Below are 17,536 nucleotides of genomic sequence, written 5' to 3'. Positions count from 1 at the left end.
TTATTTATAACTTTCTATTGGATTTTGATAGAGGTTTTTATGCGAATCTCTATAATAAGCAAAGTTGCTCGGCAATTCAGGTAGTTTGTAAGTGGGATCAATCTGACTTTTGTAGAGTTTATAAGGGATCCCTAATGTTTGATAGGCATAGTCTGCCCCCATTGTATCCCTATTCTTTTTGACTTTCTTTAACGCTTTATTGATATTTCGAGAGTATTCCTTGTATTGTTTTAGTAATTCGATTTTAATCGATGGAAACTCATTAAAAATAAGTTCTACTGAGATGTTGTGAATATCACACTCTAAAAAAATTTCCCTAGCTACCTTTTTTAGGGCATAGCTGTGTCTATGATTGCCAAATTTTCCAATTTCTGGGAATAAAAAGTTTAATGCTTCTAGTTGACTGATGAAAAAATGTGCTAGTTCATGGCTATTAGAAAGTCTATATAACCTATTGTAGGTAGCCAGAAAAGTTTGTGACTCGTAAATAGACTTAGCCTGTTCACGAATCATATCTAATCGTAAAGGAAAGAAGACACTGTCTAATTGAGACTGAAATCCTCCTTGAAAATTGATTAGAACAAAATTTGCTAATGTTACCAAACCATCGTGGTAATTACTACAAATTTTAATGTAGTAATGATTCCCTGATAAAGGAACATGACACTGAAGTCGATTTTTATCAATTTCGATAATGTGATTAGTAACGTTGTACAGTTGACCAAGGATATCAGTCATTTTTGGACATATAATATAAATGTTATCGAAAGGAATCCATTTATTTAAAAATTTTGTGATAAAGGTTTCAATAATTTGTCCATATTTCTCTTCATGGAAGGAAAATAAACTAATTAAAGTTTGGCATGGGGTAGAGATAGGGTTTACTAAGTTAGCAGGGTAGACATTTCGGAAACAAACTTGTTCTTTTACATATAAACCATCTTTCTTTTCTTTAAAATACTCTAGCTCATCTTGAATGGGTGAAAAAGTAAATAAGTTCTTTTCTTCTCTTATCAAAGGCGATGATGGGAGAGTCTGAGCTTTAAAGATACGTTGTAAATCGTCACTATAAGTATTCTTTGCCATTGATTTTACCTCGGCTATCGACTTTGTTGATTGCAAATGGTTTGTTGGGTATATCTAATAGATAATCCTTGTTAATTTCTTTTACAATGTGTTTAGATATATCTGCAATTAGCTTGACAGAGGGATGTCTTCCATCTTCTTGGAAAGGATGATTATTTTTTTCGACATAGTATTTGAATAGTTCATATTCAGGAAAGTAATAGTCGTCCCCTAATTCCATAATGGCTTCTTTGATAATACGATAATTTTCAGTCGTAGCCAAATGCAGATTATGAAACTTTTCAGAAGCTTTAAGAAGTACATAGGGAATTGAAAATTGAATCTTAATTTTAGGGTTAATAAGTTGTACAACTCGCATAATTTGTTTAGCAAAATTAAGTATATCGTCGGACGATAGATAGACATTCTTAATTTCAGGATTGAGAAATTGATTCTTTGGAAGTCTATTCATAATATGGTTGACTTTAGACCACATTTCAACAGAACCTAGAGATAGTATTAATAAATCTGACTCAGTTAGTGCTGTTTTGACATAATTGTCAATGTTTAAATTTTGATGTAGAACAGCTTCGTAACTTTCCGACTTATTCCAAAAACGAATTTCATCATAGAACACCTTTTGTTTGGAATCTATTAAAATATGATGATCCAATTCAAGTGCAATAACTTCTAAATCCTTTAGCAAGGAAGGAGCATTAAAAATGGTCTCGTAAGGAGAAAAAGTTTTAATTTGACTGTTGGAAAAATAGTCAATACCGAGTGATAAATTTCGTGCTGTACATGCTCCTAAGAAGCATATTTTTTCAGGACGATAAGTTAGAAAATATTTAGATTCATTTGATGAGTAAAAATGTAAGCTATCCATATAGTTCACCATCATATCCTAGAATATTTAATATGGTTTGAATATTACCGAAGCCACGCATAACTTGGTCAAAGTTTAATAGCACAGCGGATTCAATATTTAATTGTACTATTCCCATCAATATCGCCATTCCAGCGCGTATATCTTTGAGATTGTATGTGTTGGATTGATAATTCGTGAGTGATAATTTGTCTAGTGTTTTTAAAGCACCATTATCTAATACTTTAATTCGTATACCTAGCTTCTCTAATTCAGCCACATGACTGGCTCTATGAATAAAAACTTCATCAAATAGAATGGAAGATATATTATGAGATGCTAGAAATTCTGATACAATGGGACCTAAATCAGTGGTGATAAATGGTGCAGCACCTAATCTTAGAAATTCAAAATACTCGGTTTCTATTTGAAATACTTTTTTGAATTGAATTGTGTGTTTATCTTCAATAATTTTTAATCCTAATTTTGTAAAAAGTTCAATGTAACTTTGGGGAATATCTTTGATAAGTATATTATCGAAAATGATATTTTCTAGCTCATCCCAGAATAGTAAAACATAGGATATAAGCATAGACATATCAGGAGGTAAGGTTATTTCAGTATTGACTATATCAATAGAATCTACTTTAGGGATTAAAATTTTATCAGATGTTAAATATTCTACAGTTCGATTAGTAGCTGATTCTAGTAATGTAATGAGGTAGCACACAGTAGGGTCTGGTGAAAGTCCGTTGATTCTAATTTCATTTGGATAAACATATGCCAAACTAATAGCATTGAAGAAAGCACCAACACTTTTACTCCCATCAGCGTAACAATTCAATGTGATATTTTTATTTAGTAAGTCATTTTTCTCAGAATAAAAGATTTTATTCTCTTCGTTATAGGTGTAGTTCGCTACGGTGGAGAGAATGTCAAGGTGTAAGTCAATAGGTCTAAAGCAAAAGTCATCTCCTCCAGGGAATGTGAACAACAGACGATGATAGCGATAGGTCAAAGCTGAGATAATACCGATGCTGGCTCGACTAATTTTATTAAGAGAGATGATGTCTTTAGGTGTATTTGTAGATTGGATTTCAATGGTGTCTTCACAGGTATATGAGTCAGACCAATGATTATTCCCTAGTTCATACAAAATATTTAAAAAGTCAAAAGCAGTGGGACAATTTCTAATAACTAATTTATGCTTATTCAGAAATAAGCTAGACAATAGAATATGAACACCAATAACTTTATCACCTTCAATCTTGATGTGATTTTTTAGAGTGGTAGAATTTTTACCCTGACTTTTCTTTTGCAATTTCATATTAAAGTGCTTAGGTAAAATGTCATCTGCTGTTTTAGAGAAGCTTTCTTTAGTCAAAGAACTTGGTTGATTTAAACTAACTTCTAAATCTTCGAAGGATATTTCTAGTAGTTTTGCATAAGCTATTAAGTCTTTAACATTGATATCACGAGAGCCATTTTCCCAGTTTGAGATAGCCTGTCGGCTTAGTTTTAATTGATTTGCTACAAATTCTTGAGTAAACCCCATTGATAATCTACGCTGTTTTAAAAAGTCACCAATCATAGGCGTATGTCTCCCTTATGTTAATTTGGTTATTATTATACTCGTATAAAATAAAATTTCAAGAATTTTCAGGCAACATTTTGTTGCGTAGCATGATGATCTAATATCTTCTGTAAATGGGGCGTACTTGTTTATGTCTAGGAGGACTGATGCGTCAGTTCTCCCGTTTTTATTTATGTGACTATTAGTCCGTCTCGCACCTAACGGAGCGAGACGGACTGAAAGTCACATAATATAAAAAAGCCTCACCAAAAAAAATTCTGGTGGGGCTTTTGGTGGGGAACCAATCAATTTTGACTGATTTTTAACCTTTTATAATAACCTAAAGTGCTGTTAAAACAACCATTTCACTTCAAATCATGTTTATAAATCATTCCCACTCTACAGTTGCAGGTGGTTTACTTGTGATATCGTAGACGATGCGGTTAACGTGGTCAACTTCATTTACGATACGAACTGAGATTTTTTGGAGGACTTCCCATGGAATCTTCGCAAAGTCTGCTGTCATTCCATCGATAGAAGTGATAGCACGGATGGCGATTGTGTAGTCATAGGTACGGCCGTCACCCATAACACCTACGGAACGAACGCCTGTGTTAACCGTGAAGTATTGCCAGATATCGCGGTCAAGTCCAGCCTTAGCGATTTCTTCACGGAGGATAGCGTCTGATTCACGAACGGTTTCAAGTTTTTCTTCAGTGATTTCTCCCATAACACGGATGGCAAGACCTGGTCCTGGGAATGGTTGGCGCCATACGATGTGGTCTGGCATACCAAGCTCAGTACCAAGCGCACGAACTTCATCTTTATAAAGAGTGTTCAGTGGCTCGATCAGTTCAAACTGCATATCTTCTGGAAGGCCACCCACATTGTGGTGAGACTTGATGGTTTGAGCAGTATCCGTACCAGACTCGATCACGTCAGTGTAGAGAGTTCCTTGTGCTAGGAATTTCACATCTTTGAGTTTACTTGCTTCGTCATCAAAGACATAAACAAACTCGTTACCGATGATCTTCCGTTTTTTCTCAGGATCAGATACACCAGCTAACTTATCAAGGAAACGTTTTGCAGCGTCTGCTTTGACAATGTTCAAACCAAACTTGCCACCAAGCATATCCATCACTTGGTCAGCTTCTCCTTTACGAAGAAGACCGTGGTCTACAAAGATACAGATCAATTGATCGCCGATGGCTTTTTGAAGGAGAACCCCAACAACAGAAGAGTCAACACCACCTGAAAGACCAAGAAGGACACGTTTGTCTCCGACAGTTTCACGGATTTTTTTGATCTGCATGTCAATGAAGTTGTCCATAGTCCAGTCACCTTTAGCCCCACAGATGTTCAAGGCGAAGTTACGCAAGATGTCATAACCGTGAACAGAGTGACGAACCTCAGGGTGGAATTGGATTCCGTAGATTTTCTTGTCTGGATTTTCAATCGATGCAAATGGACAGTCAGCAGAAGTACCAGTGCGGATAAAGTCAGCCGGAATTTCTGTAACAGCATCTCCGTGGCTCATCAAGACCAATTGTTTGTCTGGTGTACCAGCAAAAAGAGCTGAAGATTCTGTCAAAGTTAGTTCAGATTGACCATATTCGCGGTTACCAGCATCACCTGCAGGAACGACCTTCCCGCCCAATTTATGGGTCAACAATTGCATTCCGTAACAGATTCCAAGGATTGGAATACCGAGTTCGAAAATTTCAGGATCGATATCAAAAGAACCTTCCTCGTATACAGAGTTTGGTCCGCCTGAAAGAACGATCCCAACTGGATTGATTGCACGAACTTCATCAGCAGAAATCTTATGGCTCTTCAACTCTGAGAAGACACCAATTTCACGAATACGCCGTGAAATAAGCTGATTATATTGGCTACCGTAGTCAAGCACAATGATTTTTTCAACATCATGCAAATCAGTTGATAGGTTTGTCATCTTATCCCCTTCTTAAAGAAATTTACTTTCCTCTATTCTAACACAAAAGCCTTGTCTTTACCAATCTCTAATTGAAGAATTAGGAATTTTACGCTACAATAAAGATAACACAGAGAAAGAGCAAGGTTATGATTCCAGCTTACATTCAAATTCATGATCAGATTAAGTCTGAGATTGATCAAAAAATATGGAAAATCGGGGAGCGTCTTCCCAGCGAACGCGATCTAGCTGAGAAATTTCAAGTGAGTCGGATGACGCTTAGGCAGGCTATTACCCTTCTGGTTGAAGAAGGAGTGCTTGAAAGACGGGTAGGAAGTGGTACCTTTATCACCAGCACGCGCGTCCAAGAAAAAATGCGAGGCACAACCAGTTTTACAGAAATTATGAAATCGCAAGGCAAGGAACCTTCTAGCCAAGTGATTTCTTACCGGAAAACCATTCCTAGCCTCCAAGAAGTGGATAAATTGGGTATTGATAAGACAGAGACCATCATTCGGATGGAACGGGTCCGGTATGCTGATGGAATCCCTGTTGTTTATGAAGTGGCCTCTATTCCAGAGAAATTTATTAAGAATTTCAATCGCGAAGAGGTTACCAGCCACTTCTTCCAAACCTTGGAGCGTCATGGTTATAAGATTGGAAAGTCGCATCAGACCATCTATGCACGATTGGCCAAGGATAAGATTGCGGAGTACTTACAGATTTCAAAAGGGCAGGCTATTTTAGGTCTGACACAGGTTTCCTATTTTGAAGATGGGACGGCTTTTGAGTATGTAAAAAGTCAGTATGTCGGCGAGCGGTTCGAATTTTATTTGGAAAATAACTAAGCTCGCAAATCGTAAAAATAGAAAACTCTTCAAATGTGTGAGAGGCTCACTCTCTTTGGCATTTGGGAGCTTTTTTAGGTTGAAGTCATTCTTTCTAAATAGTGATAGTACGGTCAAAAATAAAAGATTTAAAAAAATTTTATTTTTTCTTCAATTTTTTATTTTTTTTTACGAATTAATAGATAGAAGCTAGTTTTAGATCTAAAAAAAGATATAAGGCAGGAAAAAATGAAAAAAATTAAAATCGATGTGGTAGCTGTTCCCTTGAGTGGGCATCTGTACCCAACTTTAAATCTCGTTAAACCCTTATTAGATGATCCAACTATGGAAATCCGAGTTTTCACGGGTCCTCAGAAAAAAGCCGTCGCAGAAAGTCTCGGCTTCACGGTCGTTCCGATTCTAGAGGACAAAGTAGAAGAATTTGAACGTGTGGCTAATAACGATAAAAAACACAATCTCTTTTCAGCTTATCGGCAATTGTCTAGGAGTCTTGATTTGATTAATCATGTATCGGATCAATTGCTAGAGGAGTGGCGTGTCAACCGTCCAGATATTGTCATTGCTGACTTTATCACTCTATCAGCAGGCTTTGTGGCAGAAGAATTGGAAATTCCTTGGATTACCACCATGGCAACCCAATTTGCAATCGAAACTCCTTATGGTCCTCCTTGCTTCTTCGGAGGGATGGGAGTCGCGCGTACGAAGAAGGAAGAGAAGATCCAAGCACTATGCCGTAAACTCACGCGCATTGGAAAATACTGTGGGGCTTTCCTCTTACGCAAACGCTTAAAACGTTACAATTTCAAGTTGTACAATCAAAATGGAGTGGAGACCATCTACTCTCCTTATGCCATCTTTGGAATTGGTATGATGGAGCTAGAGTTGAAGACACATTTCCCTCATCAATATGCTTGGATGGGCCCTTTAGGAACCTCTCTTGAGAAAGCTGAAGATTATCCAGTAGATCTCAGTCCTTACGAGGACAAGACGAAGGTCCTCGTGACTTGTGGAACCCAGTTGCCTTGGGCAAAAGAGAACTTGCTAAAGCAAACTAAGCAGTTGGCCAAAGAGCATCCAGAATGTCACTTTTTTGTCACTCTAGGAGATGGGGCAAAGGAATTCTCTGAAGAAGAAGTAGCACCAAATGTGACGGTCGTCTCTTATCTGCCCTACAAGGAATACATTCCACAGATGGACTATGTTATTCACCATGGAGGAGCTGGAATCTTTTATCAGTGTATCGAATTTAAGAAACCAGCCTTGATCTTGCCACATGATTATGACCAATTTGACTATGCGATTCGAGGAGTAGAAGCAGGAATTGCCTTTCAGGCTCATCGCAATCGCACCGAAGAGATTCAAGCAGGTTTCAATGCCCTATTAAAAAAAGAATCTTGGGAAAAGTTAGAAAGACTAAACAAACTTTCAAAAACCTACAAGCCGTTGGATACCTTGGAGTTTGAAATTCAACGATTATTAAGACGTGGAACGGATGGGAAACTATGAAAATTCTTGTAACAGGTGCGACTGGCTTCCTTGGAAAATATGTGATCGATGAGTTGTTGGCTCACGATTATACCATTGTAGCCTTTGGCCGAAACGAAAAAATTGGGAAGGCTCTGGAAGGTGAGCGCGTTCAATTTATTAAAGGGGATTTGAGCACTATTGAGGAATTAAGACAAGCCTTTCAGTCTGTTGATGCTGTAGTTCATGCAGGAGCTTTATCCACTGCCTGGGGACCTTGGAAAGCCTTCTATCAGGCTAATGTAGTTGGCACTCAAAATGTCCTTGACTTGTGCCGTGAATATGCGGTAAAACGCTTGGTTTACGTTTCTTCTCCTAGTATTTACGCAGCTGGAAAAGATCAATTAAACATCAAGGAAAGTGATGCTCCAACAGAAAATCGCCTGAACAATTACATCCGAAGTAAATTGGCGTCTGAAAAACTTTTTTCTGACTATCCAGATGTGCCAAGTATCATCTTGCGTCCAAGAGGATTATTTGGTGTGGGGGATACCAGTATTTTGCCTCGTGTCTTACGCCTCAGTCGAAAAATTGGAATTCCTTTGATTCGAGGAGGAGAGCAGCTCATGGATATGACCTGTGTGGAAAATGTTGCCCTAGCCATTCGCTTGGCTCTGGAAGCCAAAGACGCACACGGACAAGTATATAATATTACAAATGGGGAACCAAAGACCTTTAAGTATTTGATTGAAACCACACTAAAGGGATTGGGAGAGCCGATTCGCTATCGGAAACTTCCAGCAGGTCTAGTAGCAGGTGCGGCTTATAGCCTGGAAGAAGTATATCGATTCTTTCATCTGAAAGCCGAACCCCCATTGACTCGCTATACCTATTATCTCCTTCGATATAGCCAAACTCTTGATATCCAAAAGGCCCAAACCGAACTTGGCTACTATCCAAAAATGAGCATTGAAGAAGGGATTGACAACTATGTCCAACATGATCAAGCGCATTGATTATTTTCCAGCAGGCTATTGTAGCAGTCATTCTGGTCTCTTATTTAAAGGGATTCCGAATGAAAAAATGCAATTTCCAGCAGGTGTCTTTTTGATTCAGCACCGTGAAAAAGGTTATATTTTGTACGATACCGGCTATCACTACGAGATTAAGAAAAAAGCTCGGTATTTCTGGTACCGTCTAGCCACCCCAATGCAGATGAAAAAAGAAGACCAGATCGATTATTTATTGCGAGAGCGTGGAATTAATCCAGCAGCCATTTCCTATGTCATTCTTTCGCATCTGCACCCTGACCATCTCGGCGGAGCAGCACTTTTTCCAAATGCTCATTTCTTTGTTACCCAGGAAGTCTATGAGGTGTACCAAAAACCGAAGTTTAAAGATCTGATTTTTAAAGAGTTTTTGCCAGCTGATTTCAAAGATCGGGTGACTTGTCTCAAAGCAGATCGAATACATCCTGCCTTTTCTTACCGCCCGACTGCTGATCTATTTGAGGATGGGAGCATTCTTGTTTCGTCCATCGATGGGCATGCGAGAGGGCAAGGTTGTCTTTATCTGGATGAGTTCAAACTCTTTATTGGAGCAGATCTTTCTTGGGGAGTAGACCTCTTGCCTTACACAGGGCAAATGCGTCTCATTCCTTCCTTGATTCAGGATGATAAGAAGGCTTATTTAAAAGGAGCTGATTTGCTGGAAACACTCTTGCAAGATGGCATTCAAGTTGTGGTCAGCCACGACCCGCAAGATCGGATTGAAAGGATTTTAAATGAAAAAAACAGTCTTTCTGAAAACCTTTATTGAAACCAGATGGTGTCACCGATTCCGTTCAAAAGAGGCCTTGAAGCGATACCAAGATAAGCAATTGGCACGCTACCATGCTTTTATCACTTCTCAGTCCCCCTATTTTCAAACCCATTCTCCCGAATCCTTTGGAACGATGGATAAAACCTTCATGATGACACATTTCAATGAGCTCAATACTCTAGGGGTGGATCGTGATCAGGCTTTAGAGATGGCGATTCGCGGAGAACAGACGCGAGATTTTACTGATATGAATGGAGAAGTAGCAGTAGGCTTATCTTCTGGAACTTCCGGCCACCGAGGAGTCTTTGTCACCACAGAAAAAGAGAGAAGTATGTGGGCTGCAGCGATTCTAGCCAAGATGCTACCGAAAGGAAAACTGTTTGGTCATCGCATTGCCTTTTTCTTACGAGCGGACAATGAACTCTATCAAACCATTAATTCAGGCCTGATTCGCTTGGAATATTTTGATATTTTCAAGGATAGCAAGGAGCATTTAGAGCGTCTCAAAGACTATCAACCAACCATTGTGGTCGCACCAGCTTCAACCTTGATTGAGTTGGCTAACTATGTCAGCAATCAGCAACTTGCGATCCAACCTGTCAAGGTTGTTTCTGTCGCAGAGATCCTAGAAGATCGAGATGCACAGACCATCGCCAAGGCCTTTCAACTAGACAATGTTGATCAGGTTTACCAAGCGACAGAGGGATTTATAGCTTGTACCTGTTCAGAGGGCAATCTACATCTCAACGAAGATATTTTGTCTGTCGAAAAAGAGTATCTAGATGATAGCCGCTTTTATCCGATTATTACGGATTTCAAACGAACCAGTCAACCCATCTATCGCTACCGCCTCAATGATATTTTGGTGGAAGAAAAGTCTCCTTGCCCTTGTGGTTCTGTCTTTACTCGAATCGCAAAGATCGAAGGACGATCGGACGATATCTTCTATTTCAAAAAAGAAGATGGCAGTAGCCAGATGATCTATCCGGATTTTATTCGACGGTGCATTCTCTTTGTCGAAAATATTCAGGACTATCAAGTAACTCAGTTGGCAGATGGATCCATTACCATTGCCTTGAGTCACCGGACAGAGTCTATGGAGCAAGCGATTTTTGCTCAATTTGAACTCTTAGCTCAGCAAAAACAATTCATTCTACCAAGTATTCAATTTATCGATTACAAATGGAACCCAACACGTAAATTAAAACGTGTTCAACGACTTCAATAAAAGGAGAATCCTATGAATACTGTAAAAAGACATTTGCAAATTAAAGGCTATGGAACAGCGCTCCCAGCTCATACCGTAACTTTCAAAGACCAGACTCGTTACCGCGTGAAAGAAGGAGAAGAAACACAGATTGATCTAGCAGCGCGTGCGATTGAAGCGGCTTTAAACTATGCGGGGCTTGAAATGGCAGACATCGACTGCCTCGTTTCGGCTAGTGCAGTTGGTGTTCAGCCCATTCCTTGTACAGCAGCTCTTATCCATGAGCGCGTGGCCAAGGGACTGACGATTCCTGCTATGGATATCAACACCACCTGTACCAGTTTTGTATCAGCTTTAAGCACTGTTTCTTATCTGATTGAAGGTGGAGAATACTGTCGGGTTCTGATTGTATCTAGTGAAGTAGGAAGCCTAGGGCTTAATCCCAAACAAAAAGAAAGCTTTGAGTTGTTTAGTGATGGAGCTGCAGCCTTTATTTTTGAAGCAACAAAGGAAGATAAAGGAATCATTGCCAGTATGCAACGTACCTGGTCTGAGGGAGCCCATGATACTGAAATTCGTGGTGGTTTGACAGCTTATCATCCGAAATTGTACTCTGAAGCAACCAAGACTGATTTCATGTTTGATATGAAAGGGAAGAAGATTCTTTTGCTTTCTGCCCGTGTTATTCCAGAAATGTTCCAAGAATTCCAAGAGAAATCAGGCATTTCTAAAGATGCTGTAGACTATATTATTCCTCACCAAGCAAGCCGTGCCTTACCACTTGTCATGGACAAATTGGGCGTTGGCAAAGACAAGTACCTCAATATTGTCAGTGATTATGGAAATATGGTTTCGGTAGCCGTGCCTTTCGGCCTAGCCTATGCACTGGATCATGGCTATGTGAAGGAAGGAGATACCATCTTCTTGATGGGAACTGCAGCAGGGATGACGGTCAATATGTTGGCACTGAAACTTTAATGGTGAATCCTCTTATTTCAAGCTCAAAAAGCATCAAGTCCCGCTAGTCTTTAGCGGGCTTTTTTGATATAATGAAAGGTATGGAAATTGAGAAAACCAACCGAATGAATGCGCTCTTTGAGTTTTATGCAGCGCTCTTGACGGACAAGCAGATGAACTACATCGAGCTCTACTACGCAGATGACTACAGCTTGGCTGAGATTGCAGAAGAGTTTGGAGTGAGCCGTCAAGCGGTCTATGACAATATTAAACGTACAGAAAAGATTTTGGAAGACTACGAAATGAAACTCCATATGTATTCCGATTACATTGTACGCAGCCAGATTTTTGATCAGATTTTAGAACGCTATCCGGAAGATACTTTTCTACAAGAGCAGGTTGAAATTTTATCAAGCATTGACAATCGGGAGTGATTATGGGCAGTCTCGTCATTTATCAAGGAATACCTTGCAAACTATTAGTCGCAGAGGAAGTATTTCCTACTCGACTACAGATTATCTCGCCCAATGATATCTCCAAAGCTATGCAAATAGGTTTTAGCTGTTGGGGATATCCAAATGAAATCATGAAGGAAGTCACACCCGAAGAACTAGAATGTTTGCAACATTTCGGACGATTTCCACTGAATTGAAAAAATAGGAGAAAATAATGGCATTTGAAAGTTTAACCGAACGTTTACAAAACGTCTTTAAAAATCTTCGTAAGAAAGGGAAAATCTCTGAAGCGGATGTCCAAGAGGCAACCAAAGAGATTCGTCTAGCCCTCTTAGAGGCCGACGTTGCCCTTCCTGTTGTAAAAGACTTCATCAAACGGGTCCGCGAACGGGCTGTAGGTCATGAAGTCATCGAAACCTTGAACCCTGCCCAACAAATCGTGAAGATTGTTGATGAAGAATTGACAGCGATTTTGGGTTCAGAAACAGCAGAAATTATCAAATTTCCAAAGATTCCAACCATTATCATGATGGTCGGTCTTCAAGGGGCTGGTAAAACAACTTTTGCGGGTAAATTGGCCAACAAATTGGTCAAGGAAGAAAACGCACGTCCTTTGATGATTGCGGCCGATATCTATCGTCCAGCAGCCATTGACCAGTTGAAGACTCTTGGTCAGCAAATCAATGTCCCTGTCTTCTCACTTGGTACAGAAGTGCCTGCAGTAGAGATCGTTCGTCAAGGTTTGGAGCAGGCAAGAGCCAATCACAATGACTATGTCTTGATCGATACGGCTGGTCGTCTGCAAATCGATGAGAAACTCATGGGCGAGTTGCGTGATGTCAAAGCCCTTGCTGAGCCGAATGAAATCCTCTTAGTTGTGGATGCCATGATCGGTCAAGAAGCGGCTAATGTGGCGCGTGAGTTTAACGAACAACTCGAAGTGACCGGGGTCATCTTGACCAAGATTGATGGGGATACCCGTGGTGGTGCAGCCCTTTCTGTTCGTCAGATTACTGGGAAGCCAATCAAATTCACTGGTACTGGTGAAAAAATCACTGATATCGAAACCTTCCACCCTGACCGCATGTCTGGTCGGATCCTCGGTATGGGGGATATGCTGACGCTGATCGAGAAGGCTTCTCAAGAATACGATGAGAAACGCTCCCTTGAACTCGCTGAAAAGATGCGGGAAAACACCTTTGATTTCAACGACTTCATCGATCAGTTAGATCAAGTTCAAAACATGGGACCAATGGAAGATCTGCTCAAGATGCTTCCAGGTATGGCCAACAACCCAGCCATGAAGAACCTCAAGGTCGATGAACGAGAAATTGCTCGCAAACGCGCGATTGTATCTTCTATGACCCCAGCTGAACGGGAGAATCCAGATCTCTTGAACCCTAGCCGTCGTCGTCGGATTGCTGCTGGTTCAGGAAACAGCTTTGTCGAAGTCAACAAATTCATCAAGGACTTTAACCAAGCTAAACAGATGATGCAAGGTGTCCTCTCTGGTGATATGAACAAGATGATGAAACAAATGGGGCTTAATCCAAATAATATGCCGAAGAATATGCCTGGTGGCATGCCTGATATGTCTGCCCTCGAAGGCATGATGGGACAAGGCGGGATGCCTGACTTGTCAGCTCTTGGCGGAGGCGCTGGGATGCCTGACATGAGCCAAATGTTCGGTGGTGGTCTCAAAGGAAAAGCCGGTGAATTCATGATGAAGCGGGCGATGAACAAGATGGCCAAACAAATGCGCAAGAATAAGAAAAAACGGAAATAATTATTTCTAGCAAGGGCCTGGAACACACTGTTCTGGGTTCTTTTAGAAAATAGTACTAGAGGAAACATGTTAAAAAAACTATTTCAACAAGTCATTCGTTTCTTTGGAAGACTCTTTTCTTCGCATAGCAAGCCCTTTGAATTCCCAAAAGGGTCGAAGAAACCACCGATCAGACCGATCATCTTTGTACCTGGTAGTTCAGCCAGTATTCAGCGTTTCAATGGAACCATCCGTATGCTCCATCGCTATTCTAGAAAAAAGCAGAGTCTCTTAAAGATAAAAGTAAATAAAGATGAGTCTATAGAGATGGAGGGAAGACTGAATACAAAAGTGCCGAATCCAATGATTGTGATCGGATTTGAGAACAATCGAGACGGTTACAGCAATATCAAGCAGCAAATCGAATCCCTTAAGATCGCTCTGACCTATCTTCTTGATCACTATTATTTTACAGACTTCAAGGCAGTCGGGCACTCCAATGGTGGTCTAGTTTTGACTGGTTTATTGGAAAGTGGCTTTTTAGAGAAAAAGAAGGTAATCGTAAGCAAGTTGGTTATTATTGGAAGTCCATACCAATTCAATCAAGAGATGTATGATGATCTTCAAACATGGAGGCATCGCTTAGGAAAAGAAGTAGAGGTCCTTAATTTTGTCGGTAATTTTGCTGGGAAATCAGACGGCATCGTCCCTCTTTCTAGTGCACAAGCAGCACAATCTATTTTTGAGAAACAAGCCTATACAGAAGTAAATTTAAAAGGACGCAAGGCTCATCATTCATCTTTACCCACTAATCCAGATCTAGTGAAACAATTAAGTTTATTTTTAAATCTATAAGTAAATTACATAATTTCGGTTATGTAATTTTTATTTGTCTCTTGCAATCCTTAAGTAAATATGGTACATTTTTGATAGCGATTACATATACCCAAGGAGGATTTTATGAAAGATCCTAAATTACTAGAATTAATGAAAGATTACAGGGGACGGGATGAAGTTCCCGCAGACTTTGATACTTTTTGGGATCAAACCCTAGCAAAGATTGCTGAACTTCCTGAATACAAGCTTGAAGAACAAATTTTCAGCATTCCAAATGTTGTTTGTTATGAATTAACCTTTAAAAGGACTCGAGATGGTCTTGTTTATGCGCGGGTTATTTTCCCAAAAACAGATCAAAAGATTCCAGTTATTTTTCATTTTCATGGTTATATGGGCCGTTGTTGGGATTGGACAGACATGCTAGCTTATACAGTAGCTGGCTATGGAGTTGTGTCTATGGACGTAAGAGGTCAATCAGGCTATTCAACAGACGGAGATCGGTCACCACTTGGAAATACGGTTAAAGGACAGATTATCCGCGGAGCTGTGGAAGGTCCAGATGAGCTATTTTATAAGGATGTCTACTTGGATCTTTACCAGTTAATAGAAATTGTTGCTAGCTTTCCTCAAGTTGACAACAGCAAACTCGCCAGCTATGGAGCCTCTCAAGGTGGTGCCTTGGCCCTGGTAGCTGCCGGATTGAATCCCCGACTCCAACGAACAGTAGCCATTTATCCATTCTTATCAGATTTCAGACGAGTATTAGAAATTGGAAATACCAGTGAGGCCTATGACGAGCTTTTCCGTTATTTCAAGTTCCATGATCCATTCCACGAAACCGAAGATCGTTTGATGCAGACTTTGGCCTATATTGATGTGAAAAATTTTGCCCATCGCATCAAAGGACAAGTTCACATGATTACCGGGCTAGATGATGATGTCTGTCATCCTGAAACGCAGTTTGCTATTTATAATCGATTAGAATGTCCAAAAGAGCATTTAATCATGCCAGAATATGCTCATGAAGCTATGAACGTTCAAGTCAATGATCGAGTCTATAATTGGCTCTGTGGTAGCAAGATTCCATTTCGATATGTAGAAAAATAAGTTAGAGAATAAAATAATCAGTAGATCCCTGTGATTTGCTGATTTTATTCTGTTTAGGATGGATCTAGAAAACTAAAAGTTTATGTACAATTGACTAAATTAGAGCTAAACCATTGATACAACTGAATTAGGAGCATAAAGTACATTCTTTAAAAAGTGTACTTTATTTTTGTTTTGTACATTATTCTGGAGTGGTATTTTGTATGTTTTCTAGTACATCACATACTCTAATCTATGAAATTGATTTGTACATTTTTTACTCAAATAACAGCAGAAGAAGTGGTGGTTCAATTGTACATTTTAAAAAATAAAGTAGCTATTTTTTTGATAGCTACTGTTCTTGTGTTTGAACTTCTTTATTAAGTTCATTTAATAAAGTGTTAATTTCTGATTCAACTGATACTCTTGTTACTTTTAAGATGTTTTTTGGTTTTAGAGAAGGTTTATTAGGGTTGTTTACTTCAAAACAATTTTCGTAATTTTTCAATTCAGGGATTGCTTCGTACCATCTTTTGAAAGAACGAGTTAAGATTATTTTTACATCATTTTGTTTGATGCGATTTTTAATAATGTCAAAAAGAAATTTTTGAGTCGGAAGATAGTCTTTTCCTGCTAGCTTATCACAACGATCATCATAAGAGATAGAATGATAAGGAAAGAACTCTGCAAGAGCAATATTTTTAGTAATTGTTTTTAATGAAGTCAGAATTTCATTTTTATCTTTTAAATCTTTGTCTATTATCCAATCTTGCAGCTTTTCTCCCCAATATCCTAACTTACTAATAGTTGAAAATTCTAGAGCGTGAAAATTCGTTGAGTTTAATTCAAGATTGTTTTTTATTTTATTTGCGTATTCTGGAACTGATTTATAGTCATTTTCATAAAATTGATCGTATCCAGGATTCAAGCTTAGAAAAATCACACTAGAGTGCTGTATATCACCAACAAAGTGTTGAGGATAGACTTCAAGTTTTAAAGCGTATTTAGGGTCTCCTTTTGATGGATAAGATTTTCTTTCGATAAACTGTTTAATGTATTCCCAGTCATCTTCAGCAACTATTATTTTGTTACCATTGTAGTCTCTTGAAACTACTCCAATCCAAGGATTTTTCATCGCACTAACCTCTATTTCATATTTATAACACTATTTTATCATAAATTTGAATATCCACTTTAATAAGATATCATTAATTAATGATATAATGTAATTAATAAGTTGCGAAAGGAAGTTTTAAATTGAATATTATCAATACTATAATTACCTCAGTCATCACATCAGGGATTATTGGTGTCTTTATTTCAGAGTATTATCAACGAAAAACCTTGGTTAAGAAAATGAAGAGGGATTTTGTTATCGAATTTTTTAGTTGTAGATTTATGTTGAAAGATGACCATAAAGGGGATACTACTGAGTTAAATAAAACATTGGGGAAAATCCCTATTATTTTTTCAGATAATAAAAAAGTGATTGAGTGTTACGACAATCTTTTTACTGACAATAGTAATAAAACCTTATTAAGATTGATTAAAGCAATGTGTAAAGATAAAAATGTGAACATTGATATTTCTAGTTGGGATGATGATATGATTATGCGAGTATTATCCGTTACCAAGGAAGAAAATATTTTTTCATGATATA

The 17,536-nt window shown here is 38.8% G+C and carries 17 protein-coding genes; 12 read left to right on the top strand and 5 right to left on the bottom strand.

What is annotated here, in order from left to right; genetic code table 11:
* The 4 genes from HMPREF2917_RS03660 to guaA form a co-directional block, all read right to left on the bottom strand.
* The gene (locus tag HMPREF2917_RS03660; protein ID WP_007521756.1) at positions 1-1,086 is read right to left on the bottom strand and encodes a hypothetical protein; all 1,086 of its coding nucleotides are present in this window, start codon (positions 1,084-1,086) and stop codon (positions 1-3) included.
* Positions 1,067-1,951: a GSCFA domain-containing protein gene (locus HMPREF2917_RS03655; protein ID WP_007521758.1), complete on the bottom strand. Its 885-nt coding sequence runs from the start codon at positions 1,949-1,951 to the stop codon at positions 1,067-1,069. The genes HMPREF2917_RS03660 and HMPREF2917_RS03655 overlap by 20 nt, the downstream gene beginning before the upstream one ends.
* Complete coding sequence (locus HMPREF2917_RS03650; RefSeq protein ID WP_049473219.1) at positions 1,944-3,521, bottom strand: helix-turn-helix domain-containing protein; 1,578 nt, start codon at positions 3,519-3,521, stop codon at positions 1,944-1,946. Before HMPREF2917_RS03650 ends, HMPREF2917_RS03655 begins: the two co-directional genes overlap by 8 nt.
* Positions 3,522-3,891: 370 nt before the next feature.
* Complete coding sequence (gene guaA / locus HMPREF2917_RS03645; protein ID WP_003012033.1) at positions 3,892-5,457, bottom strand: glutamine-hydrolyzing GMP synthase; 1,566 nt, start codon at positions 5,455-5,457, stop codon at positions 3,892-3,894.
* 128 nt (positions 5,458-5,585) lie between these two features.
* On the opposite strand from guaA, the gene HMPREF2917_RS03640 reads away from it, so the two are divergent.
* From HMPREF2917_RS03640 to HMPREF2917_RS03590, 11 genes are all read left to right on the top strand, one after another.
* Positions 5,586-6,284 carry a GntR family transcriptional regulator gene (locus tag HMPREF2917_RS03640; RefSeq protein ID WP_003007291.1) on the top strand — a complete coding sequence of 233 codons (699 nt, stop codon included), beginning with the start codon at positions 5,586-5,588 and terminating at the stop codon, positions 6,282-6,284.
* A 228-nt stretch (positions 6,285-6,512) separates the two neighbouring features.
* Entirely contained in the window at positions 6,513-7,790 is a 1,278-nt protein-coding gene (locus HMPREF2917_RS03635) for a glycosyltransferase (RefSeq protein ID WP_070588998.1), read from the top strand.
* Entirely contained in the window at positions 7,787-8,764 is a 978-nt protein-coding gene (locus tag HMPREF2917_RS03630) for an NAD-dependent epimerase/dehydratase family protein (protein WP_024056462.1), read from the top strand. The genes HMPREF2917_RS03635 and HMPREF2917_RS03630 overlap by 4 nt, the downstream gene beginning before the upstream one ends.
* Entirely contained in the window at positions 8,739-9,566 is an 828-nt protein-coding gene (locus HMPREF2917_RS03625; protein WP_024056461.1) for an MBL fold metallo-hydrolase, read from the top strand. The genes HMPREF2917_RS03630 and HMPREF2917_RS03625 overlap by 26 nt, the downstream gene beginning before the upstream one ends.
* Complete coding sequence (locus HMPREF2917_RS03620) at positions 9,532-10,797, top strand: F390 synthetase-related protein (RefSeq protein ID WP_070588997.1); 1,266 nt, start codon at positions 9,532-9,534, stop codon at positions 10,795-10,797. Before HMPREF2917_RS03625 ends, HMPREF2917_RS03620 begins: the two co-directional genes overlap by 35 nt.
* Before the next feature lie 12 nt (positions 10,798-10,809).
* A complete protein-coding gene (locus HMPREF2917_RS03615; RefSeq protein WP_070588996.1) occupies positions 10,810-11,754 on the top strand; it encodes a 3-oxoacyl-[acyl-carrier-protein] synthase III C-terminal domain-containing protein in 945 nt (314 codons plus the stop codon).
* 80 nt (positions 11,755-11,834) lie between these two features.
* Positions 11,835-12,167: a putative DNA-binding protein gene (locus tag HMPREF2917_RS03610; protein ID WP_003001435.1), complete on the top strand. Its 333-nt coding sequence runs from the start codon at positions 11,835-11,837 to the stop codon at positions 12,165-12,167.
* A gap of 2 nt (positions 12,168-12,169) precedes the next feature.
* The gene (locus HMPREF2917_RS11665; protein WP_037606554.1) at positions 12,170-12,385 is read left to right on the top strand and encodes a hypothetical protein; all 216 of its coding nucleotides are present in this window, start codon (positions 12,170-12,172) and stop codon (positions 12,383-12,385) included.
* A gap of 17 nt (positions 12,386-12,402) precedes the next feature.
* Positions 12,403-13,974, top strand: a complete 1,572-nt coding sequence (ffh, locus tag HMPREF2917_RS03600; RefSeq protein ID WP_070588995.1) for a signal recognition particle protein — start codon at positions 12,403-12,405, stop codon at positions 13,972-13,974.
* Between the two features lie 66 nt (positions 13,975-14,040).
* Positions 14,041-14,808, top strand: a complete 768-nt coding sequence (locus HMPREF2917_RS03595) for an alpha/beta hydrolase (RefSeq protein ID WP_070588994.1) — start codon at positions 14,041-14,043, stop codon at positions 14,806-14,808.
* A gap of 105 nt (positions 14,809-14,913) precedes the next feature.
* A complete protein-coding gene (locus tag HMPREF2917_RS03590; RefSeq protein ID WP_070588993.1) occupies positions 14,914-15,897 on the top strand; it encodes an acetylxylan esterase in 984 nt (327 codons plus the stop codon).
* 331 nt (positions 15,898-16,228) lie between these two features.
* Here the strand turns inward: HMPREF2917_RS03590 and HMPREF2917_RS03585 are convergent, their stop codons facing one another.
* Positions 16,229-17,011: a hypothetical protein gene (locus tag HMPREF2917_RS03585; protein WP_070588992.1), complete on the bottom strand. Its 783-nt coding sequence runs from the start codon at positions 17,009-17,011 to the stop codon at positions 16,229-16,231.
* Between the two features lie 122 nt (positions 17,012-17,133).
* On the opposite strand from HMPREF2917_RS03585, the gene HMPREF2917_RS03580 reads away from it, so the two are divergent.
* Complete coding sequence (locus HMPREF2917_RS03580) at positions 17,134-17,532, top strand: DUF6680 family protein (RefSeq protein ID WP_070588991.1); 399 nt, start codon at positions 17,134-17,136, stop codon at positions 17,530-17,532.
* The last annotated feature ends 4 nt before the right edge of the window (positions 17,533-17,536 follow it).

It is taken from the genome of Streptococcus sp. HMSC061E03 (assembly GCF_001813505.1).
Lineage (GTDB): Bacteria > Bacillota > Bacilli > Lactobacillales > Streptococcaceae > Streptococcus.
Note: the sequence above shows the minus strand (reverse complement) of the source record. Positions and strands in the feature narration are given on the sequence as shown.

Coding starts and splice junctions, on each gene's coding strand:
- HMPREF2917_RS03655 (WP_007521758.1), bottom strand. CDS start 1,951: ATGGATAGCTTACATTTTTACTCATCAAATGAATCTAAATATTTTCTA.
- HMPREF2917_RS03610 (WP_003001435.1), top strand. CDS start 11,835: ATGGAAATTGAGAAAACCAACCGAATGAATGCGCTCTTTGAGTTTTAT.
- HMPREF2917_RS03650 (WP_049473219.1), bottom strand. CDS start 3,521: ATGATTGGTGACTTTTTAAAACAGCGTAGATTATCAATGGGGTTTACT.
- HMPREF2917_RS03640 (WP_003007291.1), top strand. CDS start 5,586: ATGATTCCAGCTTACATTCAAATTCATGATCAGATTAAGTCTGAGATT.
- HMPREF2917_RS03590 (WP_070588993.1), top strand. CDS start 14,914: ATGAAAGATCCTAAATTACTAGAATTAATGAAAGATTACAGGGGACGG.
- HMPREF2917_RS03615 (WP_070588996.1), top strand. CDS start 10,810: ATGAATACTGTAAAAAGACATTTGCAAATTAAAGGCTATGGAACAGCG.
- HMPREF2917_RS03660 (WP_007521756.1), bottom strand. CDS start 1,086: ATGGCAAAGAATACTTATAGTGACGATTTACAACGTATCTTTAAAGCT.
- HMPREF2917_RS03635 (WP_070588998.1), top strand. CDS start 6,513: ATGAAAAAAATTAAAATCGATGTGGTAGCTGTTCCCTTGAGTGGGCAT.
- HMPREF2917_RS03630 (WP_024056462.1), top strand. CDS start 7,787: ATGAAAATTCTTGTAACAGGTGCGACTGGCTTCCTTGGAAAATATGTG.
- ffh (WP_070588995.1), top strand. CDS start 12,403: ATGGCATTTGAAAGTTTAACCGAACGTTTACAAAACGTCTTTAAAAAT.
- guaA (WP_003012033.1), bottom strand. CDS start 5,457: ATGACAAACCTATCAACTGATTTGCATGATGTTGAAAAAATCATTGTG.
- HMPREF2917_RS11665 (WP_037606554.1), top strand. CDS start 12,170: ATGGGCAGTCTCGTCATTTATCAAGGAATACCTTGCAAACTATTAGTC.
- HMPREF2917_RS03585 (WP_070588992.1), bottom strand. CDS start 17,011: ATGAAAAATCCTTGGATTGGAGTAGTTTCAAGAGACTACAATGGTAAC.
- HMPREF2917_RS03595 (WP_070588994.1), top strand. CDS start 14,041: ATGTTAAAAAAACTATTTCAACAAGTCATTCGTTTCTTTGGAAGACTC.
- HMPREF2917_RS03620 (WP_070588997.1), top strand. CDS start 9,532: ATGAAAAAAACAGTCTTTCTGAAAACCTTTATTGAAACCAGATGGTGT.
- HMPREF2917_RS03625 (WP_024056461.1), top strand. CDS start 8,739: ATGTCCAACATGATCAAGCGCATTGATTATTTTCCAGCAGGCTATTGT.